We start from the raw sequence: 26,208 nt of genomic DNA, 5'->3' as shown, positions 1-26,208 counted from the left end.
AAGGGGCCGCGCAATGGCCGAGACCGATCAGACCGCAGAACCGTTCCACTACCGCATCCGCCGTGAAGCCGGCGGAGTGATCACGTGGTTTCGCGAGAACTGGCGCGAGAAGCGCTGGTTTCGCCTAGCCGGTTATGGCCTCATCGGACTCGCTGTTCTCTGGTTCGCCGCTTGGCTGATCATTGCTCGTAACCTCCCTGATGCCGAAACCCTGCTCGACTACGAACCGCCGCTGCCTTCCGTAGTGCGCGGCATTGATGGCGAAGTTGTCCACTCGTTCGCGCGCGAACGCAGGGTGCAACTCCAGTACAAGGATTTTCCGGCGCAGTTGGTCAACGCCTACACTTCGGCGGAGGACGAGACCTTCTGGACCCACGGCGGTATCGACTACCCGGGCTTTGCCGGCGCGGTGTTCGACTATGTCAGCAAGATGGGCAGCGGAGAGCGCGCCAAGGGTGGTTCGACGATTACCCAGCAGGTCGCCAAGAACATCCTGATCGGCAACGAATATTCGATCACCCGCAAGCTCAAGGAGATGATTCTCGCCCGGCGCATCGAATCGGTGCTGACCAAGCGCGAGATCATGGAGCTCTATCTCAACGAAATCCCGCTCGGTCGCCGCAGCTTCGGTGTGCAGGCCGCGAGCCGGGCCTATTTCGACAAGGACGTCGGCGATCTCGACCTGCACGAAATGGCCTTCCTCGCCATCCTTCCCAAAGCGCCAGAGCAATACGGCCGCGAGAAGTATCGAGAGCAGGCCATCCAGCGGCGCAACTTCGTCCTCGATGTCATGGCCGAGAACGGCCACATCACCGCTGCTCAGGCCGCCGCGGCCAAGGCGCAACCCCTCGGACTCATCCGCCAGCGACCGGAAGCCAAGTCGGCCGATGCCGGCTATTTCCTCGAGGAAGTCCGGCGCCAGTTGATCGAGCGCTACGGTGAGAAGGCTGAGGACGGGCCGCATAGCGTCTATGCTGGTGGGCTTTGGGTGCGGACTTCGCTCGATACCGAGATGCAGGGCGCGGCGAGTGACGCCTTACGCAAGGGCCTGATGCGTTTCGGTGGCGGGCGTGCATGGCATGGTCCGGTCGCCAAGCTGAACCCCGACGACGGCGACTTGACCGAGCAGCTCGCCAGCAGCAACCTCGGGATCAATTATCAGAATTGGCGGGTCGGCGTTGTGACCGCTCCGGGTCGGATCGGCTTTGCCAACGGAGAAGAAGCTCCGCTGGTGGGGACGCCCGACGCGATCAAGGTCGGCGACGTGACGGCCGTTTCTCCAAGCGGCAATGCCTGGGCTGTCAGGACGGTCCCTGAAGTTTCGGGCGGTTTTCTCGCCCAGGATCCGAACACCGGCCGGATCATGGCCATGCAGGGCGGATTCGACTTCCGGTTGAGCGACTTCAACCGTTCGACCCAGGCGCAACGGCAGCCCGGTTCAACGATCAAGCCCTTCGTATACGCGACAGGCCTCGACAACGGCATGACTCCGGCGACGATGATCCCGGACCAGACCTATTGCTATTACCAGGGCGCGAATTTGGGCGAAAAGTGCTTTCGCAACTTCGGCGGCGAGGGCGGTGGCGAGCACACGATGCGCTGGGGCCTCGAGCAATCGCGCAACCTGATGACCGTCCACATCGCGATGGATGCGGGCATGGAGAATGTCACCCGCACTTTCGAGCGTGTCGGCATCGGAAAATACGGGAACTACCCCTCGTTCGCGCTGGGCGCGGGCGAAACGACCGTCGAGAAGATGGTCAATGCCTATTCAGCGCTGGTCAATCACGGGTTGCAGCACAGCGCCTCGGTGATCGACTACGTGCAGGACAGGAACGGCAAGGTCATCTGGCGTGCGGACGAGCGCGAGTGCGTCGGATGCAACATGGCGAAATGGGACGGCAAGGCGATGCCCCGCATTCGTGAGCAGGGCCGCCAGGTTCTCGACGCGCGCACAGCCTACCAGGTCGTACACATGCTCGAAGGCGTGGTTCAGCGCGGCACGGCGACTGTGCTGCGCGATCTGAAGATGCCGTTGTTCGGAAAGACCGGCACCACCAGCGGCCCGACCGATGTTTGGTTCGTCGGAGGTTCGCCGGACATCGTGGCGGGCGTCTACATTGGTTACGACAAGCCGCGCAGTTTGGGCGGATGGGCGCAGGGTGGCCGCGTGGCCGCGCCGATCTTCAAGGACTTCGTGCTTGAAACCCGAGACAAGTGGCAGGGCCGACCGTTCCTTGCCCCGGCGGGCGTACGCATGGTGAGGATCGACCGCCAGAGCGGGAAGCGCGTTTTCGCTGGATGGCCGACCTCCGAAGATCCCAAAGCTTCGGTGATATGGGAAGCCTTCAAGCCTGACACCGAACCGCGCCGGTCGAGCCGTCAGGACGATGCCGACGCCTTGCGCGAGATGATCCTGGCACAGCTTCGTCGCGGAAATGGTTCGGCGCATGGAGTTGGGGATGACGCAGGCCGATCGCAGAACCAGGAACAAAGCGATTTCGTTGAGGACAGCGGCGGGCTTTATTGACCCGTGCGTGGACTTTGTCCGCGTGGTAATATTCGGTTGCTTCGGCATAACCTTAGGGGCAGCATGAGGCTATTGAGAAGTTCGATGGATTTAGTCCGGCAGAGGAGGCCAATTTAGCCATGACCAAGCGACCCATGCTTTTCGCCGCCGTAGCCGCCGCAATCTTCGCAACGGCGCCCGTGTCCGCGGCCTTGCCGGAAGGATCACGGGTCCCATCGCTGATCACCCAGGGCGCGCTGGACGGGAAGGCGTTCTCGTTCAATTTGCAGCAGGAGCTGCGCAAGGGGCCGGTCGTGCTCTACTTCTTCCCGAAGGCGTTCACGCCGGGGTGCAGCCAGGAAGCTCAGGCCTTCGCTGCCGCCATCGGCGACTTCAAGGCGGCCGGCGCGCAGGTCTTCGGCATGTCGGGCGATTCGGTTGAGGACTTGGCCAAGTTTTCGGAGAAAGAATGTGCCGGCGCGTTCCCCGTCGCGCGGGCTACTCCGTCAAGCATTCAAGCGTTCGACGTGGCGCTGACCATGAACGGCCAGAAGAACGACAATTTGACCAGCCGCACGTCCTACGTGATCGCGCCGGATGGCAAGATCGTCATGGTCCATTCGGACATGGATTGGCGCGAACACGTCAACAAAACCCTCGCCGCGGTTCGCGCGCTGAAAGGTTAGGTGTCCCAAAGCCGATCCGGCTTTGCCGGGCTGAACCGAGGCGTCTCCGGGTCGCTTCCGGGGAAGGGTTCGCATCGCGCCCTTTCCCTGAGCGCCTGCCTCGGCTAGGCGGGCCGCTTTCTGATGGAGACCAAGTGAAATGCGTGCCGAAGGGCAGGCCAACATCGATCGGATCGAAGCGGCGCTGGCGCTCGTCAGACGCTCGCTTGACTGGGATCGCGCGGTTCGCCGCCTCGACGAGCTCAACGCCCGTGTCGAAGACCCGTCGCTGTGGGACAATCCCAAGCGGGCGGAAGAAGTGATGCGCGAGCGCCGGCGGCTCGATGCGGCTATCGGTACCGTCAAGGAAATCACCTCGGAGATGGCCGACGCGGTCGAGTTCGTCGAACTCGGCGAAATGGAAGGCGACGAGGCGGTGGTGTCCGAAGGACTTGCGTCGCTCCAGCGCCTCGCCGACCGGGCCGATGCCGATAAAGTTCAGGCGCTCCTCGCAGGCGAGGCGGACAGCAACGACACTTATCTCGAAATCCACGCTGGCGCGGGCGGGACCGAGAGCCAGGACTGGGCCGAGATGCTGTTGCGCATGTACAGCCGGTGGGCCGAGCGCAAAGGCTACAAGGTCGAGGTCGTCGAATACGGCGCGGGCGAGCAGGCAGGCATCAAGTCCGCCACGCTACAGATCAAGGGTGAGAACGCCTACGGCTATGCCAAGACCGAAAGCGGCGTCCATCGCCTGGTCCGCATCAGCCCTTACGACAGCTCGGCCCGGCGGCACACCTCATTCAGTTCGGTCTGGGTCTATCCGGTGATCGACGACGACATCGAAATCGAAATCAACGACGGCGACCTCAGGATCGATACCTATCGTTCCAGCGGTGCCGGCGGGCAGCACATCAACACCACGGACAGCGCGGTGCGCATCACCCACATTCCGACCGGGATCGTGGTGGCGAGCCAGAACGACCGAAGCCAGCACAAGAACCGCGCAACGGCGATGAACATGCTGAAGGCGCGTCTCTACGAGGCAGAACTAGCCAAGCGCGAGGCCGAAGCTTTGGGCCAGTACCAGGCCAAGACCGAAATTGGCTGGGGCCACCAGATTCGCAGCTATGTGCTTCAGCCGTACCAGATGGTGAAGGACTTGCGCACGGGTGTGACGTCGACTGCGCCCGGGGATGTGCTTGACGGTGAGATCGACGACTTCATTGCCGCCGCGTTGGCGCAGCGGGTTACCGGCGAAGCTGTCGAAGTGGAGGACGTCGACTGACGCCACACGGGATGGGTAGTGCATTCGCCCGATTGGCTTTGGCCACCCTTTTGCTCGTAGGCAATGCTGCTTGCGACAGCTCTCCAGACGACAGCGACAGGCCGGAGACATCACGCGAGTTTCCGCGCGCTTACCGACCGGTATCGCAAGCGGGCAAGCCGGCGGTCACTCCTGAGGAGGCGCGGGACAATCGGAACGAGGCCGCTACGGTCATGGACCTGGCGCATATCGAACCCGGTATGACCGTGGCCGATATCGGCGCAGGTGACGGCTATTACACGGTACGTCTGGCAGAGAGGGTCGGACCGGAAGGGCGCGTTCTGGCGCAGGATATCGATCGTGACGCTCTGGCCCGCCTAGGGCGGCGCGTGGAGGATGAGCGTCTCGACAATGTTTCGATCAAGCTTGGCGCGCCGGACGATCCAAGGCTCCCGCCCAACAGCTTTGACCGTATCTTCCTGGTCGACATGTACCACGAGGTGGAAGAGCCCTATGCGTTCCTTTGGCGCTTGCGGCCGGCTCTAGCCGAAGGTGGGCAGGTGATCGTGGTGGACGTAGGTCGCCAGCACGGAATAAGCCCGGAACTGTTGTTCTGCGAATTCCAGCAGGTTGGCTTTCGATTGGTGGAATTTGTTCGCAAGCCGGAACTTGCCGGGTATTATGCCCGATTTGAAGCCGTGGGCCCGCGGCCGGAACCGGGCGAAATTCAGCCTTGCAAGGGGCAAGGCAACAACAGGGAAGCATCGTCCTGACGGACGACGGTAGGATTTGACAATGAGTTTTAAGGGTTTGAAACCCATCATGTACGCTGGCCGGGAAGTCTGGCCGCTCGTTGAGGGCGGCAAGGGCGTTTCCGCGACCAATCATATGAGCTCCGGCGCTTGGGCGGCCGCGGGCGGAATCGGTACCGTGAGCGCGGTCAACGCCGATAGCTACGACGCGGAAGGCCGGATCATACCGCAGATCTACGATCAGCTCACCCGGACCGAACGGCACGACCAGCTGATCCGCTATGCGATCGACGGTGCGGTAGAGCAGGTTCGTCGTGCCTACGATCTGGCCGGTGGCAAGGGCGCGATCAATATCAACGTGCTGTGGGAAATGGGTGGCGCCCAGCAAGTGCTGGAAGGCGTTCTCGAGCGGACCAAGGGCCTCGTTGCCGGCGTCACCTGCGGCGCGGGCATGCCCTACAAGCTGTCCGAGATCGCCGCGCGCTACAACGTCAACTACTTGCCGATTATCAGCTCAGCCCGTGCGTTCCGCGCGCTGTGGAAGCGCGCCTACCACAAGGTCAGCGAGTTGATGGGGGCCGTGGTTTACGAGGATCCGTGGCTCGCGGGCGGACACAACGGTCTCTCAAACGCCGAAGATCCGCTTAAGCCGGAAGATCCGTTTCCGCGGGTGAAGGCAGTTCGCGAAACCATGCGTGCTGAGGGAATCTCCGACGACGTGCCCATCATCATGGCTGGTGGCGTGTGGTTCTTGCGCGAGTGGGAGCACTGGATCGACAACCCTGAACTCGGCCAGATCGCGTTTCAGTACGGCACGCGGCCGCTGCTGACCGAAGAGAGCCCGATCCCGCAAGGCTGGAAGGACCGCCTGCGCACGCTCGACGAAGGCGACGTGTTGCTGCATCGTTTTTCGCCGACGGGCTTTTATAGCTCGGCCGTGCGCAACCCGTTCCTGCGCTCGCTCGAGGCGCGCAGCGCTCGGCAAATACCCTACTCGCGTGTCCAGGCCGGTGAACACACCGTGCAGCTTGACGCAGGCGTCAAGGGGAAGAACTTCTGGGTTGCTCCCCAGGATCTGGCCCATGCTCGGGAATGGGTTGCCCAGGGTTACACCGAAGCGCTCAAGACGCCCGACGATACGGTCGTCTTCGTGACACCCGCGGAACGGGCCGTTATCCGTGAGGATCAGGCCGCTTGCATGGGCTGCCTGTCGCACTGCGGGTTCTCTTCGTGGAAGGACCACGACGATTACACCACCGGCCGCCTTGCCGACCCGCGCAGCTTCTGCATTCAGAAGACCCTGCAGGACATCGCGCACGGTGGAGATACCGAACAGAACCTGATGTTCGCGGGCCACGCCGCGTTCCGGTTCAAGCAGGACCCGTTCTACTCCAACAACTTCACCCCCACGGTGAAGCAACTGGTCGATCGTATCCTGACCGGGGATTGATTTGGGGAAGGGCGGCCTGACCGGGAGCTATTAAGGATAGTCCCCGGTTGAAGGCCGCCCCTCGTCCCTGTTAGGGAGGCTCGATGCGTCCCTTCGCCGTCTCGGCTATCTCTCTGTTGCTTGCCTCGATCGCCGTTCCTGTGTCCGCGCAGGATCGGGAGGTGCCCTATTGGGCGACGCTCCGTTCCGAAGAAGTGAACATGCGGGTTGGGCCGAGCGAGGCCTTTCCCATCGAATGGGTATATCAACGCGAAGGTCTGCCGGTGAAAGTCATCCGCCTGCGGGAAGGCTGGCGCCTGGTGGAAGATCCGGACGGTGAACGCGGATGGATAGTGGCTCGCCTGCTCAATCCGAAACGCGGAGCCATTGTCGTAGGCAATGGGCTGGCGGACATTCGCGCGAGTGGCGATTCCGACGCCAAGCTGCTTTGGAAGGTAGAGCCCGGCAATGTCGGTTCACTGGGCGATTGCGATTCGGGTTGGTGCCGAATTGACATTGCCGGTCACAAGGGCTGGATCCGCGAGGATCGCTTGTGGGGCGACGGCGAACCCTGAGGCCGGGACTTCCGCCTCGCGTCCCGCAACGCTTTAACTGACCTTTTTCACCGTCACCGGGTCGCCCGTGTCCGGGGTGGCGACGAACGTGCCGTCAGCTGCCGTTTCACCAAGGACGTAGCAGCGTGTTATCGCGCCTCCCTCGTCAGGATCGAAGCAGGTTTTGCCGTCTACCTCGGCCCAGTTACCCTCTTCAGTCTGCCCACCGAAACGGTCCACATAGCGCCCGTCTTCAGCAAGAGTTGAAGTCCCCTTCGTCCCATCCGCAAGCGTGACCTGGTACGTCCCGGCTGTCGACGTTTCGGAGGGTGGGATGTCCGCGGCCGTAATGGTTTCCGGTTCGTCGGATTCTTCGGCAGCCTGATCGCAAGCTGCGAGAGTTCCGCCCAGGAGGATGGCTGCGAAAACGAGTCGCTTCATGTTTGTCCTTACCTAAGCGCCCAACCCACGGCGTTCTGCACTGCTATCCGGAGGGCGGGAAACGAGCAGTCACCGGCCCGGTCAGGTGACCTTGCGCACTTCAACCGTCAGACCGTCTGCCATGACGCCAGTGAACAGGCCTTTGCTGTCTGGTCGACTGAACCGGTAGCAGCGCTTCGCCGTGCCATCGTCGGGGACAAGGCAGCCCAGTTCACCTTCCTGCCCCCACTTGCCGGTTTCAACCTCGCCGCCGGTCACAGCATTGGAGAAGGTGCCATCAGCGGCGAGCGTATTGACGCCGGACACCCCATCGGAGCGCGTATATGAGTAAGTGCCTGCCTCAAGCTGATAGGGCCCGATTGGCGCTGCCGCAGCTTCCGCCGCCTCTCGCTCCGCCGGTGTTTCGCTTCGGGAGCAAGCGGCCAAGGCAGCCAGTACGCAAACAAGTGCGATCGTTTTCATGGCTTGCCTCCATCTTGGAGAGCCGCGCTCTTATCATGAATCGGCGCGCAAAATGAGTGTTTTCGTAAATCTTTATTGCGCACGTAGTGCGGTCAGAAGGCAATCGCCCAGGCGGTGCTCATAGGCACCGTAAAGGTTAGGCGAGCAATTATGGTCGCACCGGACGAGGGTTATCAGCTGATCTTGCGAACCTCGATAGTTACGCCATCGGCCATTGTTCCGGTGAACTTCCCTTCGGCATCCGGTCGCGTGAAGGTATAGCAGCGCTTGGCCCTGCCTTCGCCGTCCGGGGTCAGGCAGCTAAGGTCGCCTTCCTGGGCCCACTTGCCGGTTTCCACTTCGCCGGTTGATCTGGCGTTTGAGAACGTACCGTCGGCATTGACGGTATTGATACCCGTCAGGCCATCGGAGCGCTTGTAGTCATAGACTCCCGGCTGCAGCGAGAAGGCGGCGGCCGTCCCGGTGGGCGCGGAGGCCACATCGGCCGCCTCGGATTTCGCGGGTGTATTGGATTGTGAGCAGGCGGCTAGGGCAGCGAGCACGCCGATGAACACGAGCTTTTTCATGGCACCCCTCCTGTTTGGAGGGAGCCACGATTAACATGGTTTAGGTTTGCGAAAGAGCGATTTCGCATCACGCGGAGGCGAGGGGCTAAAGCAGCTCGACCGCCACCGCTGTGCCTTCACCCCCGCCAATGCACAGGCTCGCCACGCCACGCTTGAGGCCCTTCTGCCTGAGGGCGTTGAGGAGGGTGACGATGATACGAGTGCCGCTGGCTCCGATCGGATGGCCCAGCGCCGTGGCGCCGCCGTGGATATTGATCTTTTCGTGCGGGATGCCGATGTCGCGCATCGCGAACATGGCGACGCAGGCAAAGGCCTCGTTCACTTCCCACAAGTCGACATCGTCTACCGACCACCCGGCCTCGTCGAGCACCTTGCGGATCGCGCCAACCGGGGCGGTGGTGAAGTCCTTGGGAGCTTGCGCGTGCGCGCCCATGGCGACGATGCGGGCGACCGGCGTCTTGCCTTCGGCTTTCGCCACGCTCTCACGCGTGATGACCACGGCCGCGGCGCCGTCCGATATCGAACTCGAGGTCGCGGCGGTAATGGTACCGTCCTTGGCGAAGGCCGCGCGAAGCTCCGGAATCTTGGCAGGATTGCCCTTGCCGGGCTGTTCATCGGTAGCGACCGTTACATCACCCTTTCGGGTCTTGACCGTGACGGGGACGACCTCATCGGCGAAGGCGCCGCTCTGAATGGCATTGTTAGCCCGGGCCAGCGACTCGATGGCGTATTCGTCCATGTCCTGGCGAGTGAGCTGGTATTCGTCGGCCGTGCATTGAGCGAAGGAGCCCATGGCCTTGCCGGGCTCGTAAGCGTCTTCCAGACCGTCGAGCGCCATGTGATCGTAGACGGTATCATGGCCAAAGCGCGCGCCGGAACGGTGCTTTTTGAGGAGATACGGGGCGTTGGTCATACTCTCCATGCCACCTGCGACGACAAGGTCGACAGTGCCGGAGGCGAGCGCTTCGGCGCCCATGATGACAGTCTGCATGCCGCTGCCGCAGACCTTGTTGACCGTCGTAGCCTCGACCGAATTGGGCAATCCGGCCTTGAGTGCGGCCTGGCGGGCGGGCGCCTGGCCCAGTCCGGCGGGAAGGACGCATCCCATGTAGATCCGATCAATGTCCTCACCGCTTACGCCGGCACGTTCTACCGCGGCCTTCACCGCCGTAGCGCCGAGCTCGGTGGCCTGCACGTCGGCCAACACGCCCTGCATTCCGCCCATCGGGGTGCGGGCATAGGAAAGAATGACGATCGGATCGGAATCATTGAATGAGGGCATGAACGAGGCCTTCTGCTGATGATGTCTCGATAGGTAGTGACGGCCCCGGTGCATGGCAATTGGGGCTTTGCTCAAGCTGACACAAAGGCCCCAAATGACGCCATGATGTCTGCTAGTGAGAGGCATTCGCAGATTAAGAAAATGACTGGCCTTTCGAACCGGTGGCAAGCGTCGGGAACGAACGAATTTTCGCGGAGTCCGGGCCTTGCAGTATCATGGGGCTAGGCCTAGAGGCCCAACCGAATTCCGCCCTTCGATTCATCTTCAGAGGCGTTTGTGGTCGACCTCGAACAATATCTGCCGATTCTGATCTTCCTCCTCATCGCGGGAGGCTTGTCGGCCGCCTTCGTATTCCTCCCGATGGGAGTTGCGCGCCTTACCGGCACGCATAATCCCTCGGCGGAGAAGCTCAGCGAATACGAATGCGGCTTCCCCGCGTTCGAAGATCCGCGCAGCCAGTTCGATGTCAGGTTTTACCTGATTGCGATCCTCTTCATCATTTTCGACCTCGAAGCAGCGTTCTTGTTTCCCTGGGCGGTCAGTCTCGACCTCACCGGATGGCCGGGCTGGATCACTATGATGGTGTTCCTGTTCGAACTGGCGGTGGGCCTTGCTTATGCGTGGAAGAAGGGAGCTCTGGAATGGGAGTGAACCAGCCCGTACCAGCGGCGCAGCCCGGCGATATCCGCACACCCGATGCGGATTTCTTCAATGCGCTTCAGGGAGAGGTCAACGACAAGGGTTTCCTCGTCACCTCGACCGAAGAGTTGTTTCAGTGGGCCCGCACCGGCTCGCTATGGTGGATGACTTTCGGTCTCGCGTGTTGCGCGGTCGAGATGATCCACGTGAACATGCCGCGCTACGACATGGAGCGTTTCGGCGTCGCCCCACGCGCGTCGCCGCGTCAGTCGGACGTCATGATCGTGGCCGGAACGCTGTGCAACAAGATGGCTCCGGCACTGCGCAAGGTCTACGACCAGATGTCGGACCCCAAGTACGTGATCTCCATGGGTAGCTGCGCCAACGGTGGCGGCTATTACCATTACAGCTACAGCGTTGTACGCGGCTGCGACAGGATCGTGCCGGTGGACATCTACGTCCCCGGTTGCCCGCCGACCGCCGAGGCGCTGCTTTACGGCGTGATGCAATTGCAGCGGAAGATCCGCCGCGAAGGAACGATCGAGCGGTAATATGGCGACTGTTCTGCATTCGGCCCCGCGCTTCGCTTCCAACGAAGGCGTGAAGGATACTCTCGGCGCCGCCCTGGGCGACATGCTGCTGGCGTCTAAGGAAGAGCACGGAGAGATCGTGCTCGGCGTCCAGCGTGAGCGGGTCGAGGACGCGCTACGCCTGCTACGGGACGAGCACGACTATCAGCAGCTGATGGAAATCGCCGGCGTCGACTATCCGCAGCGCGAAGAGCGTTTCGAAGTGGTCTACATGCTGCTCTCGCTGACGAAGAACCACCGCATCCTCGTAAAGGTGCGCGCGGCCGAGAATACTCCGGTGCCGACCGTGACCACACTCTGGCCCAACGCCGGTTGGCTCGAGCGCGAGGTGTTCGACCTCTACGGCGTGATCTTTGAAGGCAACACCGACCTTCGCCGGATCCTGACCGACTATGGGTTTGAAGGGCATCCGTTCCGCAAGGACTTCCCGCTCACCGGCTACCAGGAACTACGCTACTCCGAAGAGGAGAAGCGCGTGGTCTACGAGCCGGTCGAGCTGGCGCAGGACTTCCGCAAGTTCGAGTTCATGAGCCCGTGGGAAGGTGCTGACTACGTGCTGCCGGGTGATGAGAAGGCTGCGGTGGCGCCTCCGCCGCCGCCCATCGCTCAGCCGAAAACGACGGACAAGCCGGCTGATACCGGCGCCGGCAAGGCGGCAGACGAAAAGGCCGCGGAGAAGGTGGACAACGGCGCGCCGGTCCAGAAGCGCACGCGCAAGCAGGAGCCTGCCGCCCCCGCAACGACGTCGGATCGCCCCGCGAAGCCCAAGGCGCCGGCCAAGCCGCGCGCCCGCAAGCCGAAGAAGGATGCCGAATGAGCAAGCCGCTCTTCCTCGCTGCGATCGCTGCGCTGGCCCTGGCCGGCTGCTCGCAGAAGAACGACAACGACGACGACTTCGCCTCACGGGTTGGCGCGAACGGTCAGGCTGCTCCGGCCGCGCCGGTTGAGACCACCGCGGTCGTCGGGCCTCCTCCGGTCGGGACCGATGTGCGCACGTTGGACCAGCTAGGTAACATCAGCGGCGTGGACCTGGGCCAGCGGGACGGCGCTTGCACTTTCACCAGCGATGGCACCGAAACCCTCATTGCCGCCGCGCTGTCCAATCCGGCCAGCACCGGACGAGCCGTGGTGCGGGTTGACGGCAAACTCTATCAGTTGGCTTCCAGCGGGGGCCTTCCGGCCATCCGCCAGGGCACTCGCTTCAGCGGGGAAGGGATCACGGTTGACGTCGCAGGGAACGATCAATCGGCGATCCTGACCGTAACCGACACTGCCGGTCAGGTGAGGACCATCGGCGGCAAATGGATTTGCGCATGATGAGCGGTCTGACTTTCGACCAGTCGCCCACCACGGGTGACGAGGTCATCACGAACTACACGATCAATTTCGGTCCGCAGCACCCGGCCGCGCACGGGGTGTTGCGCATGGTCATGGAACTCGACGGGGAGATTATCGAACGTATCGATCCGCACGTGGGCCTGCTCCATCGCGGCACCGAGAAGTTGATCGAATACAAAACCTACCTGCAGGCGCTGCCGTATTTCGATCGGCTCGACTACTGCAGTCCGCTGGCAATGGAGCACAGCTACGTGCTCGCCATCGAGAAGTTGCTCAACCTCGAAGTACCACTGCGCGCGCAGTACCTGCGTGTGCTGTTTGCCGAGCTTACCCGCATCTGCAACCACATGCTCAACATCGGCTCCCACGTGATGGACGTGGGCGCGATGACACCGAACCTGTGGCTGTTCGAGATCCGCGAGGACTGCCTCAATTTCTTCGAGCGGGCCTCCGGCGCACGCATGCACATGGCATGGTATCGCCCCGGCGGCGTGCACCAGGATGTGCCGCTCAAGCTGTTGACCGACATCGCCGACTGGCTCGATACGCGCCTGCCGCGCTTGTTCGAGGACGCGATGAGCCTGGTTATGGACAACCGCATCTTCAAGCAGCGCAACGTCGATATCGCCGTTGTGAGCAAGGAAGATGCCGTGGCCTGGGGCTTTTCCGGCCCGATGATCCGCGCCGCGGGCATTCCGTGGGATTTGCGCAAGAGCCAACCCTACGATGTCTATGACCGGATGGATTTCGAAGTGCCGGTGGGCACCAATTCCGACTGCTACGACCGTTTCATGGTCCGCGTTGAAGAAGTCCGCCAATCGGCCAAGATCATGAAGCAGTGCCTGCGCGAAATGCCCGAAGGCCCAATCGCCAGCAGCGACCGTAAAGTGGTGCCGCCCAAGCGCGCCGAGATGAAGCAGTCGATGGAAGCGCTAATCCACCACTTCAAGCTCTACACCGAAGGCTTCCACGTGCCGGCCGGCGAAGTCTATGTGGCAACCGAGAGCCCCAAGGGGGAATTTGGTGTCTACCTGGTTAGCGACGGAAGCAACAAGCCGTACCGCTGCAAGATCCGCCCGACCGCTTTCAGCCATCTCCAGGCAATGGATTTCATGAGCAAAGGCCACATGCTGCCCGACGCAACCGCCATCCTCGGCGCCATCGACGTAGTGTTCGGGGAGTGCGATCGGTGAACCTCACTCAACTCGAACGCTTGTCCGTGCTCGCCTGCATTTCGGGCCTCGCGCTCGTGGCGATCTTCTTTGCCGCCGAATGGCTCGGCGCGCCCCCGCCTGAATGGCTCCCGATGGTTGTAGCCTCGATCGCCGGGTTCGAGATGTTCATGGTCTTCCAGGCCGTCCGCGACCGCCGCGCTGGAGGTGGCTCGAATGGCTGAGCGTCACATCGAAGCCGATAGCCCGGAACTCCGCGCGCGCTGGGGCAACTTTGCCTGGACGGCCGAGAACGCCGCCAAGGCCAAGGAAGTGGTCTCGCGCTATCCCGAGGGGCGTCAGCGCTCGGCTGTCATGCCGTTGCTCGACCTGGCCCAGCGGCAGGTGGGTGCTGAAACCCAGACCCAGGGTTGGCTGCCGATCCCGGTGATTGAGTTCATCGCACGCGAACTCGACATGCCCGTCGTCCGCGTCCTCGAAGTCGCCACCTTCTACACGATGTATAACCTCGTACCGGTTGGCCGCTATCATGTGCAGGTCTGCGGTACGACGCCCTGCATGCTGCGCGGATCGGACGATATCCTCGCCGCCTGCAAAAAGCGCGGCATGAAGAAGGGCCACACGACCGAGGACGGCCTGTGGACGCTGACCGAGGTCGAATGCATGGGCAACTGCTCAAGCGCGCCGATGGTCCAGATCAACGACGGCAACTACGAAGACCTGACGGTCGAGCGGTTCGATGCCGTACTCGATGCCCTGGCTCGAGGCGAAACGCCGCAGGAAGGCACGCAGGATCCGGCGCGTCATACTGTGGAACCCGTAGGCGCTCTGAGCACGCTCACTGAAATGGCCAAATCCAACCACGATTACCGGAGCGAATGGTGATGGAACTGTTCATCCCGATCGCCGTCGCGCTTGTGGCCGTCGTTGCCGTCTGGAAGCTGTTCAAGGGTCTGATGAAGACGGTTGCTCTCCTGGCGATCCTGACGTTCGCCGGGTTCTACGCCTTTGGTGGAGGGTTCGCCTGATGCTTGCCGACAAGGACCGCATCTTCACCAATCTGTATGGCTATCAGGACTGGCGCCTGAAGGCCGCACAGGCGCGTGGTGACTGGGACGCGACCAAGAGGTTGATGGAAGTCGGTCAGGACGCGATTATCGAAGAGGTGAAGGCCTCCGGCCTGCGCGGACGCGGCGGCGCGGGATTCCCGACTGGCATGAAGTGGTCCTTCATGCCCAAGGAGAGCAAGGACGGCCGTCCGAGCTTTCTCGTCATCAACGCCGACGAATCCGAGCCTGGCTCGTGCAAGGACCGCGAGATCATTCGCCACGATCCGCACAAGCTCATCGAAGGCGCGCTGATCGCCGGTTACGCGATGCGGGCGAGGGCGGCGTACATCTACATTCGCGGTGAATATATCCGGGAGGCCGAGACGCTGTTTTCCGCCGTGGCCGAGGCTTATGCCGCCGGCCTCCTGGGCAAGAACGCAGCCGGTTCGGGTTATGACTTCGACGTCTTCGTCCACCGCGGCGCGGGGGCGTACATCTGCGGCGAAGAGACCGCGATGATCGAGAGCCTGGAAGGCAAGAAGGGCCAGCCCCGCCTCAAGCCGCCGTTCCCGGCCGGTGCCGGCCTTTATGGTTGCCCGACCACGGTCAACAACGTGGAGTCGATTGCGGTCGTGCCGACGATCCTGCGGCGCGGCGCCTCGTGGTTCTCGAGCTTCGGGCGCGAAAACAACAAGGGCACCAAGCTGTTCCAGATCAGCGGCCACGTGGAAAAGCCCTGCGTGGTGGAAGAGGCGATGAGCATTCCCTTCCGCGAGCTGATCGAAAAGCATTGTGGCGGCATTCGTGGCGGTTGGGACAACCTGCTAGCCGTCATCCCCGGCGGTTCGTCGGTGCCGTTGGTTCCCGGCGAGCAAATCATGGACTGCCCGATGGATTTCGACGGCCTGCGCGAGGTCGGCTCCGGCCTTGGAACCGCGGCAGTGATCGTGATGGACAAGTCCACCGACATCGTTCGCGCGATCAGCCGTATTTCCTACTTCTACAAGCATGAGTCATGCGGTCAGTGCACACCCTGCCGTGAAGGTACGGGGTGGATGTGGCGCGTGATGGAGCGTTTGCGCACCGGTGATGCCGATATCGGCGAGATCGACATGCTGCAGCAGGTGACCAAGCAGGTCGAAGGCCACACCATTTGCGCCTTGGGTGATGCGGCCGCGTGGCCGATCCAGGGCCTGATCCGCCACTTCCGCCCAGAGCTGGAACGCCGGATTGCCGAGAACGCGCGGGAGGCCGCAGAGTAATGCCTAAAGTTACCGTAGACGGCATCGAGATCGAGGTCCCCAACGGGGCGACCGTGCTGCAGGCTTGCGAGCTTGCCGGCAAGGAGATCCCGCGCTTCTGCTATCACGAACGCCTGTCGATCGCCGGCAACTGTCGGATGTGCCTGGTCGAGGTCAAACCCGGGCCGCCGAAACCGCAGGCGAGCTGCGCGCTCCCGGCCGCGGAGGGCCAGGAGATCCGCACTGACAGCCAGATGGTCAAGACGGCGCGCGAAGGGGTGATGGAGTTCCTGCTCATCAATCACCCCCTCGATTGTCCGATCTGCGACCAGGGCGGCGAGTGCGACCTGCAAGACCAGTCGATCGCTTATGGCCGCGGTGCCTCTCGCTATGACGAGAACAAGCGGGCGGTGACCGAGAAGTACATGGGGCCCCTGATCAAGACGATCATGACCCGTTGCATCCACTGCACACGCTGCGTGCGGTTCTCGGAAGAGATCGCCGGGGTGGATGAAATCGGCGCGCTCTATCGCGGCGAGGACATGCAGATCACCACCTACCTCGAACAGGCGGCCAAGCATGAGCTTTCGGCCAATGTGATCGACTTGTGCCCGGTCGGCGCGTTGACGAGCCGGCCTTACGCCTACGAAGCGCGGCCGTGGGAACTGACCAAGACACTGTCGATCGACGTGTCGGACGCGGTCGGTTCGAACATCCGCGTCGACAGCCGAGGGCGTGAAGTTCTCCGCGTCCTTCCGCGCACCAATGACGACGTCAACGAGGAATGGATCAGCGACAAGACTCGCTACCAGGTCGAAGGCCTGACCCGCCGTCGCCTCGACAAGGTGTGGATCCGCCGTAAGGGCAAGCTGGAGCAGGCTAGCTGGGACGAGGCCTTCTCGACCATCGCCAAGGCCAAGGCGGGCAGCAGCATTGCCGCGATCGCCGGTGACCTGCTCGATTGTGAGACCATGTTCGCGGCCAAGACATTGCTTGGCGCGCTCGGCTCGACCCTGATCGAAAGCCGACAAGGCGGAATGGCCTATCCGGCCGACAATCTCGCCGCGGTCAATTTCAATTCGACCTTCGCCGGGATCGAGGAAGCCGATGCCGTCCTGATCGTTGGCAGCCAGGTCCGCTGGGAAGCCCCGCTGGTCAATGTTCGCCTGCGCAAGGCCGCCAAACGCGGGGCCAAGGTGTTCATTGTCGGCCCGCATTGGGAAACGACTTACGCGGCTGAGTTCCTGGGAGACAGCCTCGACCAGTTGCAGCAGCTTCCCGCGCACGTCGCTGAGGCGATGCAGCAGGCTTCCAAACCGGCGATCATTATCGGCGGCGGGGGACTGGTTGCGGGTGCGTTGGCTCCGGCCCTGGCGCTTGCCGAGCAGTGGAAGCTGGTCCGCGAGGGCTGGAACGGCTTCAACGTCCTTCATATGGCCGCTGCCCGCATGGGCGCCCTGATGCTCGGCTTCGCGCAGAAGGGCGGGATGGCCGACATCGCCGCAGCCAACCCCAAGGTGGTGCTGGCACTTGGCGCTGACGAGGTCGATTTCAGCCAGTTCCAAAGTTCGCTCAAGGTCTACATCGGCCATCACGGCGACAAGGGTGCGCACGCGGCGGACATCATCCTGCCGGGTAGCGCCTACACCGAAAAGGCGGGCACTTACGTCAACACCGAGGGACGCGTTCAGTTCGCCGACAAGGCCGTGTTCGCTCCCGGTGATGCGCGCGAAGACTGGACGATTCTGCGGGCGCTGGCGGATGCGCTCGGGGTCAGCGTCGGCTTCGACAGCTTCGGTGAACTACGCGCCGCAATGACGGCTGAAGTCCCGGCGCTTGGCGTCGAAGGGCTGGCTGACTATGGCGCCTTGCCGAAGGGCGATGCCAAAGCGAAAGCGACGGGCCAAATCGTCTATCCGATCAAGGACTTCTACATGACCAACGCCATCGCCCGGTCGAGTCCGACCATGCAGCGTTGCTCGGCCGAGCTGTTGCACGGCGAGGACTTCGCGGAGGCGGCGGAATGACCGCTTTCTTCGAATCCCTCGGCATGACTTACGGGTGGGCGTGGTTCGTCGCGACTGTCGCGGGCATTCTGCTCATTGCCCTGCCGCTGATGCTGGCGGTGGCCATGATCATCTACGTCGACCGCAAAATCTGGGCCGCAATGGCCTTGCGCAAGGGCCCGAACGTCGTCGGACCCTTCGGCCTGCTGCAGAGTTTTGCCGACGGTCTCAAGGTGTTCCTGCAGGAAACCATCGTTCCCTCGGCGGCGAACAAGGGCCTGTTCCTGATCGCACCGATCATTACCTTCACCGTTGCTCTGATGGCCTGGGCGGTGATCCCGTTCAACTCGGGCGCAGTGCTGGCGGATATCAACGTCGGCCTGCTCTATATCCTCGCGATCAGTTCGCTGGGAGTTTACGGGGTTGTGATCTCGGGCTGGGCGTCCAACTCGAAATACCCGTTCTTCAGCGCCATGCGCGCCGCTGCTCAGATGATTTCTTATGAAGTCTCGATCGGTTTCGTGTTGATCTGCGTGGTGCTGTGGGCCGGGAGCTTCAACCTCAACGCCATCATCGAAGCACAGCGTGGCCATGGCCTTGGAATCGTGAACGGGTTCTTTTTCAACCTGCTGCTATTTCCGATGTGGGTGGTGTTCCTGATCTCCTCGCTGGCCGAGACCGCCCGTGCGCCGTTCGACCTGACCGAGGCGGAAAGCGAACTCGTCGCCGGCTATCAGACCGAATACTCCTCGATGAGCTTCGCGCTGTTCTGGCTCGGCGAGTACGCCAACGTGTTGCTGATGTGCGCGCTCAACGCCATCCTGTTCTTCGGAGGCTGGCTGCCGCCGCTCGACTGGGCTCCGCTCTACATCATCCCGGGATGGCTTTGGCTTTTCGCCAAGATCTTCTTCTTTTTCTTCGTCTTCTCATGGGTGAAGGCCACTGTCCCACGCTTCCGCTACGATCAGCTGATGCGCCTGGGGTGGAAGGTTTTCCTGCCGCTCAGCCTCATCTTCGTGGTGCTGATCTCCGGCTATCTCATGGCTACCGGACATTTCGCATGACCGTCGCGCAACTCATCAAGTCGTTCACCCTGTGGGAGTTCGTGAAGGCGCATGCCCTCACGCTGAAGTATTTCTTCAAGCCCAAGGCGACGATCAATTATCCGTTCGAAAAGAACCCGCTGAGCCCGCGATTCCGCGGCGAGCATGCGTTGCGGCGCTATCCCAACGGGGAAGAGCGCTGCATCGCCTGCAAGCTGTGCGAGGCCGTCTGCCCGGCGCAGGCGATCACGATCGAGGCGGAACCGCGCGAGGACGGCAGCCGTCGCACCACGCGCTACGACATCGACATGACCAAGTGCATTTACTGCGGCTTCTGTCAGGAAGCCTGCCCGGTTGATGCGATCGTCGAAGGGCCGAACTTCGAATACGCGACCGAAACGCGCGAAGAACTGCTCTACGACAAGGCTAAACTGCTGGCGAACGGGGACAAGTGGGAGCGGGCCATTGCCGCGAACCTTGAAGCCGACGCGCCCTATCGCTAGGCGGCCCGCGATCCATGATCCAGACAATCGCCTTTTATCTCTTCGCCGCCATGGTGATCGCCTCTGGCGCCTTCACCATCCTCGCGCGCAACCCGGTCCATTCGGTGCTGTGGCTGATCCTGGCGTTCTTCAACGCCGCGGGTCTGATGGTCATCGCTGGGGCCGAGTTCATCGCCATGCTGCTGATCATCGTCTACGTAGGGGCGATCGCGGTGTTGTTCCTGTTCGTCGTGATGATGCTCGACATCGATTTCGCCGAACTTCGTGCCGGGTTCATGAAGAACTTCCCGCTCGGTATCCTGATCGCTCTGGTTCTCCTCGCGGAGCTGGTGCTCGGTGTCGGCGCCTATCGCGCGGGCGCGCTACATCTCGGAACCCCTGACGGCAGCGCAGCGCCGCTGCTTGGGCGGAGCAATATCGAGAGCATCGGCGCGTTGCTTTACGGCCGTTACCTGTTCCTGTTCGAAAGCGCCGGCATCATCCTGCTGGTGGCGATGATCGGTGCGATCGTGCTGACTCACCGCGGAGCCCGTGCGGTCCGCGGACAGCAGAATATCTCGAAGCAGATCGCTCGGAAGCCGAGCGAGGCAACCGTCAATACGCGGCCCGAAGTTGGCCAGGGGGTGGAGCTGTGATCGGCATCGAACATTTCGTAGTCGTGAGCTCGATCCTGTTCGTGCTCGGCGTCCTCGGTATCTTCCTCAACCGCAAGAACGTCATCGTCATTCTCATGGCGATCGAACTGATCCTGCTGTCGGTGAACATCAACTTCGTGGCTTTCAGCGCCTTCCTTGGCGACCTGACGGGTCAGATCTTCGCGATGTTCGTGCTGACCGTGGCCGCTGGTGAAGCGGCGATCGGTCTGGCGATCCTCGTCATCTACTTCCGCGGCCGCGGCACGATTGCCGTCGATAGCGTCGACCGGCTGAAGGGCTAAGACGTGCACCCCATTCTGGTTATCGTATTCCTGCCGCTGCTGGCCGCGATTGTTGCCGGTCTCGGCAATCGCATGCTCGGCAATGTAGTTGCCAAGTCGATCACGACGGGCGCCTTGTTCGTTTCCGCGGCGCTCAGCTGGCCGATCTTCATCAGCTACCTCGGCCACGGTGCCGAAGCGACCGTGGTCCCGGTGATGAAGTGGGTCGCCTCGGGCGCGCTGACTTTCGACTGGGCGCTGCGCGTAGATGCTCTGACTGCGGTGATGCTGGTGGTGATCACCAGCGTCTCCGCGCTCGTGCACCTCTATTCCTGGGGTTACATGGCCGAGGACACGGATCAGCCGCGCTTCTTCGCCTATCTCAGCCTGTTCACTTTCGCGATGCTGATGCTCGTGACGGCGGACAACCTGGTGCAGATGTTCTTCGGTTGGGAAGGCGTCGGCCTTGCCAGCTACCTGTTGATCGGTTTCTGGTTCAAGAAGCCGAGCGCCAACGCCGCGGCGATCAAGGCCTTCGTGGTCAACCGCGTGGGCGACCTGGGGTTCATGCTCGGCATCTTTGGGACATTCCTGGTTTTCCAGACGACATCGATCCCAGAAATCCTAGCAGCCGCCCCGGCGATGAAGGGTGTCTCGCACATCACTTTCCTCGGCATGCGGCTCGACACGATGACGATCCTGTGCCTGCTGCTGTTCGTCGGGGCGATGGGCAAGTCGGCCCAGCTCGGCCTGCATACCTGGTTGCCGGACGCGATGGAGGGCCCGACCCCGGTTTCCGCGTTGATCCACGCCGCAACCATGGTCACGGCGGGTGTGTTCATGGTCTGCCGCCTGTCGCCGATGTTCGAGGCCGCGCCGGTGGCGCTGAGCTTCGTGACCTTCATCGGCGCGGCGACCTGCTTGTTTGCGGCCACGGTCGGTACGACTCAGTGGGATATCAAGCGCGTGATCGCCTATTCGACCTGTTCGCAGCTCGGCTACATGTTCTTCGCAGCGGGCGTCGGCGCCTACGGCGCGGCGATGTTCCACCTGTTCACGCACGCTTTCTTCAAGGCCCTTCTGTTCCTTGGAGCGGGTTCGGTGATCCATGCCATGCACCACGAACAGGATATGCGGTATTACGGCGATCTCCGTAAGCACATCCCGATCACCTTCTGGGCGATGTTGGCGGGTACGCTGGCTATCACCGGTGTGGGCATTGCGGGCGTCTTCGGCTTCGCGGGGTTCTATTCGAAGGACGCCATCATCGAGGCGGCGTTCGCCAGTGGTAGCGAGTTTGGTCGCACAGCTTTCTGGCTAGGTGCCTTCGCTGCGCTCCTGACGAGCTTCTATTCCTGGCGCCTGATGTTCCTGACGTTCTGGGGCAAAGCGCGCTGGGCCGACAGCGAGCATATCCAGCACGCCGTGCATGGACAGCATGAGAGCCCGGACGAAGAGCACGGTGACACCACCCATGCCAACGTCCATCCGCACGAAGGAACGGCGGGCTACCATCCGCACGAAAGCCCGTGGTCGATGCTCGTGCCGCTGGTGCTGCTGTCGATCGGCGCGATTTTCGCGGGATACGTGTTCCACCACGCGTTCCTGGAAGATCCCGAATTTTGGAACGGTGCAATCGCCTGGAACGAACACATCATGCATGCGATGCATGAGGTCCCGACCTGGGTGAAGCTCACGGCTACGGTGGTGATGCTGATCGGTCTTGGGCTCGCCTGGCTGGCCTATGGCCGCCAGAGCTCGCTCCCCGGCAAGACCGCCGAACAGCTGGGCCCGGTCTACCGGTTCCTGTACAACAAGTGGTATTTCGACGAGCTCTACAACTTCCTGTTCGTGCGCCCGGCCTTTTGGCTCGGCCGCCAGTTCTGGAAGCGCGGTGACGAAGGGCTGATCGATCGCTTCGGCCCCGATGGTGCGGCCTGGGCGGTGGAAAAGGGTGCCGTGGGTGCTCGCCTGGCCCAATCCGGCAACCTGACCACGTATGCGCTGGTCATGCTGCTCGGCCTTGTCGCCGCGATCAGCTGGGTGCTCGTCTGATGGAGGGCCTTCCGATTCTTTCGCTGATGTTGCTCGTCCCGATGGTTGGGGCGGCTGCGTGCCTGTTCTCTGGCGACAAGGCTGCGCGTGCGATCGCGCTGGCCGCGACGCTGATTAACCTGGCGCTCGGCATCGCGCTCTGGGTCAATTTCGATATCGGCGGTCCGCAGTGGCAGTTCACCGAGCGGGCGCCGATCTTCGCTGGCTTCAGCTGGGCGCTGGGCATCGACGGCATTGCCTTGATGCTAATCGTTCTGAGCGTCTTTTTGATGCCGATCTGCATCCTGGCGAGCGCTTCGATCGACAAGCGGGTCGGCGAATACATGGCCGCCTTCCTGTTCATGGAAACGCTGATGATCGGCGTGTTCGCGGCGCAGGACCTGTACCTGTTCTATATCTTCTTCGAAGCCGGCCTGATCCCGATGTACCTGATCATCGGCATCTGGGGCGGTCAGAACCGGATTTACGCGGCCTACAAGTTCTTCCTCTACACGCTGCTCGGCTCGGTGCTGATGCTGATCGCGATGCTGTGGATGGTGAACGAGGCGGGCACCACCGACATTCCGACGCTGATGGCCTACGACTTCCCGGTGAAGGCGCAGACCTGGCTCTGGCTGGCTTTCTTTGCCAGCTTCGCGGTGAAGATGCCGATGTGGCCCGTCCACACCTGGTTGCCCGACGCCCACGTGCAGGCGCCGACCGCCGGGTCGGTGATCCTGGCAGGCGTTCTGTTGAAGATGGGCGGCTACGGTTTCATCCGTTTCAGCCTGCCGATGTTCCCGGAAGCCAGCTCGCAGTTGATGTGGGTGATCTTCGCGCTGTCGATGATCGCCGTCGTCGTCACCAGCCTGATCGCACTGGTCCAGCACGACATGAAGAAGCTCATCGCCTATTCGTCCGTCGCGCACATGGCTATCGTGACCGTGGGCCTGTTCTCCTTCAACGTGCAGGGCCTTGAAGGCTCGATGATCGTGATGCTGAGCCACGGCCTCGTCTCGGGCGCGCTGTTCCTCTGCGTGGGCGTTATTTACGATCGTCTGCACACTCGCGAGATCGACCGTTACGGCGGCCTCGCGATCAACATGCCGAAGTACGCGCTGTTCTTCATGCTGTTCACGATGGCCAGCATCGGCCTGCCGGGCACCAGCGGCTTCGTCGGCGAGTTCCTGAGCCTTGCCGGGATCTACCAGGTGTCGAGCTGGGTGGCGTTCGTCTGCACAACAGGCATCATCCTCGGTGCGGCCTATATGCTCTATCTCTACAGGCGCATCGCTTTCGGAGAGCAGAAAAACGCCGATGCGGCGGCCATGCCGGACCTGTCGTGGCGCGAATGGCTGATGTTGGGACCGATCGCCGCAGCGGTGCTGTGGATGGGCGTCTATCCCGAGAGCTTCCTGGCTCCGATGCGAGCCGACATCCAGGCACTCGATGCTCGCCTGGCACGCGCTGCGCCCGAAGGCGACGCTCGCCTGACCATAAACAAGACCGCTCCGGCCAAGGCCGCAGCTGAACCTGCCGCGCACGAGGGGGCGCACTGATGGACTTCGTGGCCTCTCTTGGATTGATCCTTCCCGAGCTGATCCTGTCGCTCACGGGCCTCGTGCTGCTGTTGGTGGCGGCGTGGGCCGGTGACAAGGCATCGAGCGCAATCAGCGTTGCCGGTTGCGTGGCGTTGGGCGCGTGCTTCTTCCTCGTGGCTCGGACGGTTTGCGCCGGGGCTTCGGGCCCCGATACCGTGGCGTTCTTCGGGCAGTTCCGGGCGGATGCTTTCGCCGGTTTCGCCAAGCTCATGATCTATGCCGCGAGCGGCGCCGCGTTGGTCGTTGCGCCGGCGTTCTTCGGCCGGACCGGGCAGATGAAAGCCGAGTATCCGGTACTCATCCTGTTCGCGACCGTCGGCATGAGCCTGATGGTTTCGGCGGGCGACTTGCTGACGCTCTACATCGGGCTCGAGATGAACTCGCTCTCGGCCTATGTGCTCGCCGCATTCCTGCGCAACGACAGCCGATCGTCTGAGGCCGGTCTGAAATATTTTGTGCTTGGTGCGCTTGCCAGCGGTATCCTGCTGTTCGGCATGAGCCTGACATACGGCTTCACCGGCACGACCAGCTTCGAAGGCATTCGGGCCGCCGTCGGCGATGGCCTTAATGGCGGTACGCTGTTCGGCCTGGTGTTTGTCTTCGCGGGCCTCGCGTTCAAGATCAGCGCCGTTCCGTTCCACATGTGGACGCCGGACGTCTACGAGGGCGCCCCGACGCCAGTGACCGCCTTTTTTGCGAGCGCCCCGAAGGTTGCAGCCGTCGCGCTTGCGACCCGTGTGGCTATCGAAGCTTTCGGCTCACAGGCCGACGCCTGGCGGCAGGTGGTCATCTTCGCCGCGCTAGCCTCGATCGTGGTCGGTGCTCTGGGCGCTATTGGTCAGTCCAACATCAAGCGCCTGCTCGCCTATTCCTCGATCAACAATGTCGGCTTCATCCTCATCGGCTTGGCTTGCGCTACGCCGAAGGGCGTCAGCGCCTTGCTCGTCTACCTTGCGATCTACGTCGCCATGACGGTGGGCAGCTTCGTCGCGGTCCTGATGATGCGCGCCGAAGACGGTACGCCGATCGAAGGGATTGCGGACTTGGCTGGCCTTTCGCGGACCCGTCCAGCGCTCGCCTGGTGTCTTGCAATGTTGATGTTCAGCCTAGCGGGCATTCCGCCGCTGTTCGGTTTCTGGGGCAAGTTCGTGGTGTTCCAGGCCGCAGTCCAGGCAAACCTAGTTGCCCTGGCGGCCATCGGCATTGCGGCCTCGGTGATCGGTGCGTTCTACTACATCAAGATCGTCAAGATCATGTTCTTCGACGAACCGGCCGACACGATCCGTGGCAAGAGCGACTGGGCCCACTGGGCACTGCTGGCGATCAGCGCGATCGTGGTATCGCCTCTGGGCTACCTTTTGACGGCCTGGCTTGGCAAGTTGGCCGATGGCGCCGCCGCGGCGCTGTTCCTCCTTGCCTGACAAACCTATCCGCATCGAGCTCATCGAACAGACGGGCTCGACCAGCGCCGACCTCCTCCAGCGCCTCGCGGCCCTGGAGCCTGTCGAGGAAGGCATGTGGCTGGTAGCGGAACGGCAGATTGCGGGAAGAGGTCGGCAGGGGCGAAGCTGGCTGGATGGTCCGGGCAACTTCATGGGGTCGACCACGGTTCACATCTACCCTCAGGACCCGCCAGCCCCGACCCTGTCGTTCGCGGCCGCTCTGGCAACCTACGAAGCGGTCCTCACCCATCTGGCGACCCCGCAGGCATTGCAGCTCAAGTGGCCCAATGACTTGCTCCTCGGAGGCGCCAAGATCGCGGGCATTCTACTCGAGAGGTCTGGCAACGTCGCCGTGGTCGGGATCGGCGTGAACCTAACGGCCTCCCCGCAACTGGGTGATCGCAAGACGGGTCATTTGGCCGAACGGGGACCCGCGCCCGACAGGGATGCCTTTGCCCGCGATCTCGCTGCTTCGTTCGACCGTGAGCTCGACCGCTGGCGCCAGTATGGAACCGAACCGCTGTTGAAGCGCTGGCTGGCCGCGGCCCATCCGCTCGGGTCGTCGTTGGCCGTCCATAACGCCGAGGGTGTTCGGGAGACCGGGGAATTCGCCGGCCTTGAACCCGACGGGGCACTTCGCTTGCGGCTTGCCGACGGCGCTGTCCGTGTGGTTCATGCCGGTGATGTGACGATCGAGGGAGGCTGAG

General features: G+C 62.4%; 28 protein-coding genes. 24 read left to right on the top strand and 4 right to left on the bottom strand.

Going from position 1 to position 26,208, the window contains the following annotated elements:
- The first annotated feature begins 13 nt into the window (after nucleotides 1–13).
- From KK137_RS06025 to KK137_RS06000, 6 genes are all read left to right on the top strand, one after another.
- Nucleotides 14–2,530, top strand: coding sequence for a penicillin-binding protein 1A (locus KK137_RS06025; RefSeq protein ID WP_214535260.1), 2,517 nt, complete (start codon nucleotides 14–16; stop codon nucleotides 2,528–2,530).
- Between the two features lie 119 nt (nucleotides 2,531–2,649).
- Nucleotides 2,650–3,195 carry a peroxiredoxin gene (locus tag KK137_RS06020; protein ID WP_250893601.1) on the top strand — a complete coding sequence of 182 codons (546 nt, stop codon included), beginning with the start codon at nucleotides 2,650–2,652 and terminating at the stop codon, nucleotides 3,193–3,195.
- A 139-nt stretch (nucleotides 3,196–3,334) separates the two neighbouring features.
- Entirely contained in the window at nucleotides 3,335–4,462 is a 1,128-nt protein-coding gene (gene prfB / locus KK137_RS06015) for a peptide chain release factor 2 (protein WP_214535259.1), read from the top strand.
- A gap of 11 nt (nucleotides 4,463–4,473) precedes the next feature.
- Complete coding sequence (locus KK137_RS06010; protein ID WP_214535258.1) at nucleotides 4,474–5,214, top strand: class I SAM-dependent methyltransferase; 741 nt, start codon at nucleotides 4,474–4,476, stop codon at nucleotides 5,212–5,214.
- A 22-nt stretch (nucleotides 5,215–5,236) separates the two neighbouring features.
- Complete coding sequence (locus tag KK137_RS06005) at nucleotides 5,237–6,643, top strand: nitronate monooxygenase (protein WP_214535257.1); 1,407 nt, start codon at nucleotides 5,237–5,239, stop codon at nucleotides 6,641–6,643.
- 83 nt (nucleotides 6,644–6,726) lie between these two features.
- Nucleotides 6,727–7,197 (top strand): SH3 domain-containing protein, encoded by a 471-nt coding sequence (locus KK137_RS06000; protein ID WP_214535256.1) that lies wholly within the window; start codon nucleotides 6,727–6,729, stop codon nucleotides 7,195–7,197.
- A gap of 33 nt (nucleotides 7,198–7,230) precedes the next feature.
- Here the strand turns inward: KK137_RS06000 and KK137_RS05995 are convergent, their stop codons facing one another.
- The 4 genes from KK137_RS05995 to KK137_RS05980 form a co-directional block, all read right to left on the bottom strand.
- The gene (locus tag KK137_RS05995) at nucleotides 7,231–7,617 is read right to left on the bottom strand and encodes a hypothetical protein (RefSeq protein ID WP_214535255.1); all 387 of its coding nucleotides are present in this window, start codon (nucleotides 7,615–7,617) and stop codon (nucleotides 7,231–7,233) included.
- An 81-nt stretch (nucleotides 7,618–7,698) separates the two neighbouring features.
- Nucleotides 7,699–8,079 carry a hypothetical protein gene (locus tag KK137_RS05990; RefSeq protein WP_214535254.1) on the bottom strand — a complete coding sequence of 127 codons (381 nt, stop codon included), beginning with the start codon at nucleotides 8,077–8,079 and terminating at the stop codon, nucleotides 7,699–7,701.
- A 173-nt stretch (nucleotides 8,080–8,252) separates the two neighbouring features.
- On the bottom strand, nucleotides 8,253–8,645 hold the full coding sequence (locus tag KK137_RS05985) for a hypothetical protein (RefSeq protein WP_214535253.1): 393 nt from the start codon (nucleotides 8,643–8,645) through the stop codon (nucleotides 8,253–8,255).
- Between the two features lie 85 nt (nucleotides 8,646–8,730).
- Nucleotides 8,731–9,927, bottom strand: coding sequence for a thiolase family protein (locus tag KK137_RS05980; protein WP_214535252.1), 1,197 nt, complete (start codon nucleotides 9,925–9,927; stop codon nucleotides 8,731–8,733).
- Nucleotides 9,928–10,203: 276 nt separating this feature from the next.
- Here KK137_RS05980 and ndhC point away from each other — a divergent pair, with 276 nt between their 5' ends.
- From ndhC to KK137_RS05890, 18 genes are read left to right on the top strand one after another with little or no spacing between them, the layout of a single operon-like run.
- A complete protein-coding gene (ndhC, locus tag KK137_RS05975; protein ID WP_214535251.1) occupies nucleotides 10,204–10,578 on the top strand; it encodes an NADH-quinone oxidoreductase subunit A in 375 nt (124 codons plus the stop codon).
- A complete protein-coding gene (locus KK137_RS05970) occupies nucleotides 10,569–11,117 on the top strand; it encodes a NuoB/complex I 20 kDa subunit family protein (RefSeq protein WP_214535250.1) in 549 nt (182 codons plus the stop codon). Before ndhC ends, KK137_RS05970 begins: the two co-directional genes overlap by 10 nt.
- A 1-nt stretch (nucleotide 11,118) precedes the next feature.
- Nucleotides 11,119–11,973: an NADH-quinone oxidoreductase subunit C gene (locus tag KK137_RS05965; RefSeq protein WP_214535249.1), complete on the top strand. Its 855-nt coding sequence runs from the start codon at nucleotides 11,119–11,121 to the stop codon at nucleotides 11,971–11,973.
- Complete coding sequence (locus KK137_RS05960) at nucleotides 11,970–12,473, top strand: hypothetical protein (protein ID WP_214535248.1); 504 nt, start codon at nucleotides 11,970–11,972, stop codon at nucleotides 12,471–12,473. Before KK137_RS05965 ends, KK137_RS05960 begins: the two co-directional genes overlap by 4 nt.
- Nucleotides 12,470–13,687, top strand: a complete 1,218-nt coding sequence (locus tag KK137_RS05955) for an NADH-quinone oxidoreductase subunit D (RefSeq protein ID WP_214536011.1) — start codon at nucleotides 12,470–12,472, stop codon at nucleotides 13,685–13,687. The genes KK137_RS05960 and KK137_RS05955 overlap by 4 nt, the downstream gene beginning before the upstream one ends.
- Nucleotides 13,684–13,890, top strand: a complete 207-nt coding sequence (locus tag KK137_RS05950; protein WP_214535247.1) for a hypothetical protein — start codon at nucleotides 13,684–13,686, stop codon at nucleotides 13,888–13,890. Before KK137_RS05955 ends, KK137_RS05950 begins: the two co-directional genes overlap by 4 nt.
- Nucleotides 13,883–14,551, top strand: a complete 669-nt coding sequence (locus KK137_RS05945) for a complex I 24 kDa subunit family protein (protein ID WP_214535246.1) — start codon at nucleotides 13,883–13,885, stop codon at nucleotides 14,549–14,551. The genes KK137_RS05950 and KK137_RS05945 overlap by 8 nt, the downstream gene beginning before the upstream one ends.
- The gene (locus KK137_RS05940; protein ID WP_214535245.1) at nucleotides 14,551–14,694 is read left to right on the top strand and encodes a hypothetical protein; all 144 of its coding nucleotides are present in this window, start codon (nucleotides 14,551–14,553) and stop codon (nucleotides 14,692–14,694) included. The genes KK137_RS05945 and KK137_RS05940 overlap by 1 nt, the downstream gene beginning before the upstream one ends.
- Nucleotides 14,694–15,977 carry an NADH-quinone oxidoreductase subunit NuoF gene (nuoF, locus tag KK137_RS05935; protein ID WP_214535244.1) on the top strand — a complete coding sequence of 428 codons (1,284 nt, stop codon included), beginning with the start codon at nucleotides 14,694–14,696 and terminating at the stop codon, nucleotides 15,975–15,977. The genes KK137_RS05940 and nuoF overlap by 1 nt, the downstream gene beginning before the upstream one ends.
- Entirely contained in the window at nucleotides 15,977–17,983 is a 2,007-nt protein-coding gene (gene nuoG, locus KK137_RS05930; RefSeq protein WP_214535243.1) for an NADH-quinone oxidoreductase subunit NuoG, read from the top strand. The genes nuoF and nuoG overlap by 1 nt, the downstream gene beginning before the upstream one ends.
- Nucleotides 17,980–19,026 carry an NADH-quinone oxidoreductase subunit NuoH gene (gene nuoH / locus KK137_RS05925; RefSeq protein ID WP_214535242.1) on the top strand — a complete coding sequence of 349 codons (1,047 nt, stop codon included), beginning with the start codon at nucleotides 17,980–17,982 and terminating at the stop codon, nucleotides 19,024–19,026. Before nuoG ends, nuoH begins: the two co-directional genes overlap by 4 nt.
- The gene (gene nuoI, locus KK137_RS05920; RefSeq protein WP_214535241.1) at nucleotides 19,023–19,508 is read left to right on the top strand and encodes an NADH-quinone oxidoreductase subunit NuoI; all 486 of its coding nucleotides are present in this window, start codon (nucleotides 19,023–19,025) and stop codon (nucleotides 19,506–19,508) included. Before nuoH ends, nuoI begins: the two co-directional genes overlap by 4 nt.
- A 14-nt stretch (nucleotides 19,509–19,522) precedes the next feature.
- The gene (locus tag KK137_RS05915; RefSeq protein WP_214535240.1) at nucleotides 19,523–20,143 is read left to right on the top strand and encodes an NADH-quinone oxidoreductase subunit J; all 621 of its coding nucleotides are present in this window, start codon (nucleotides 19,523–19,525) and stop codon (nucleotides 20,141–20,143) included.
- The gene (nuoK, locus tag KK137_RS05910) at nucleotides 20,140–20,445 is read left to right on the top strand and encodes an NADH-quinone oxidoreductase subunit NuoK (RefSeq protein ID WP_055919502.1); all 306 of its coding nucleotides are present in this window, start codon (nucleotides 20,140–20,142) and stop codon (nucleotides 20,443–20,445) included. Before KK137_RS05915 ends, nuoK begins: the two co-directional genes overlap by 4 nt.
- Nucleotides 20,446–20,448: 3 nt before the next feature.
- Nucleotides 20,449–22,479, top strand: a complete 2,031-nt coding sequence (gene nuoL, locus KK137_RS05905; protein ID WP_214535239.1) for an NADH-quinone oxidoreductase subunit L — start codon at nucleotides 20,449–20,451, stop codon at nucleotides 22,477–22,479.
- Nucleotides 22,479–24,017, top strand: coding sequence for an NADH-quinone oxidoreductase subunit M (locus tag KK137_RS05900; protein WP_214535238.1), 1,539 nt, complete (start codon nucleotides 22,479–22,481; stop codon nucleotides 24,015–24,017). The genes nuoL and KK137_RS05900 overlap by 1 nt, the downstream gene beginning before the upstream one ends.
- The gene (gene nuoN / locus KK137_RS05895; RefSeq protein ID WP_214535237.1) at nucleotides 24,017–25,480 is read left to right on the top strand and encodes an NADH-quinone oxidoreductase subunit NuoN; all 1,464 of its coding nucleotides are present in this window, start codon (nucleotides 24,017–24,019) and stop codon (nucleotides 25,478–25,480) included. Before KK137_RS05900 ends, nuoN begins: the two co-directional genes overlap by 1 nt.
- Complete coding sequence (locus tag KK137_RS05890; protein ID WP_250893600.1) at nucleotides 25,473–26,207, top strand: biotin--[acetyl-CoA-carboxylase] ligase; 735 nt, start codon at nucleotides 25,473–25,475, stop codon at nucleotides 26,205–26,207. The genes nuoN and KK137_RS05890 overlap by 8 nt, the downstream gene beginning before the upstream one ends.
- Nucleotide 26,208 lies beyond the last annotated feature (1 nt).

The sequence above is a fragment of the Croceibacterium selenioxidans genome (genome assembly GCF_018599195.1).
Lineage (GTDB): Bacteria > Pseudomonadota > Alphaproteobacteria > Sphingomonadales > Sphingomonadaceae > Croceibacterium_A > Croceibacterium_A selenioxidans.
Note: the sequence above shows the minus strand (reverse complement) of the source record. Positions and strands in the feature narration are given on the sequence as shown.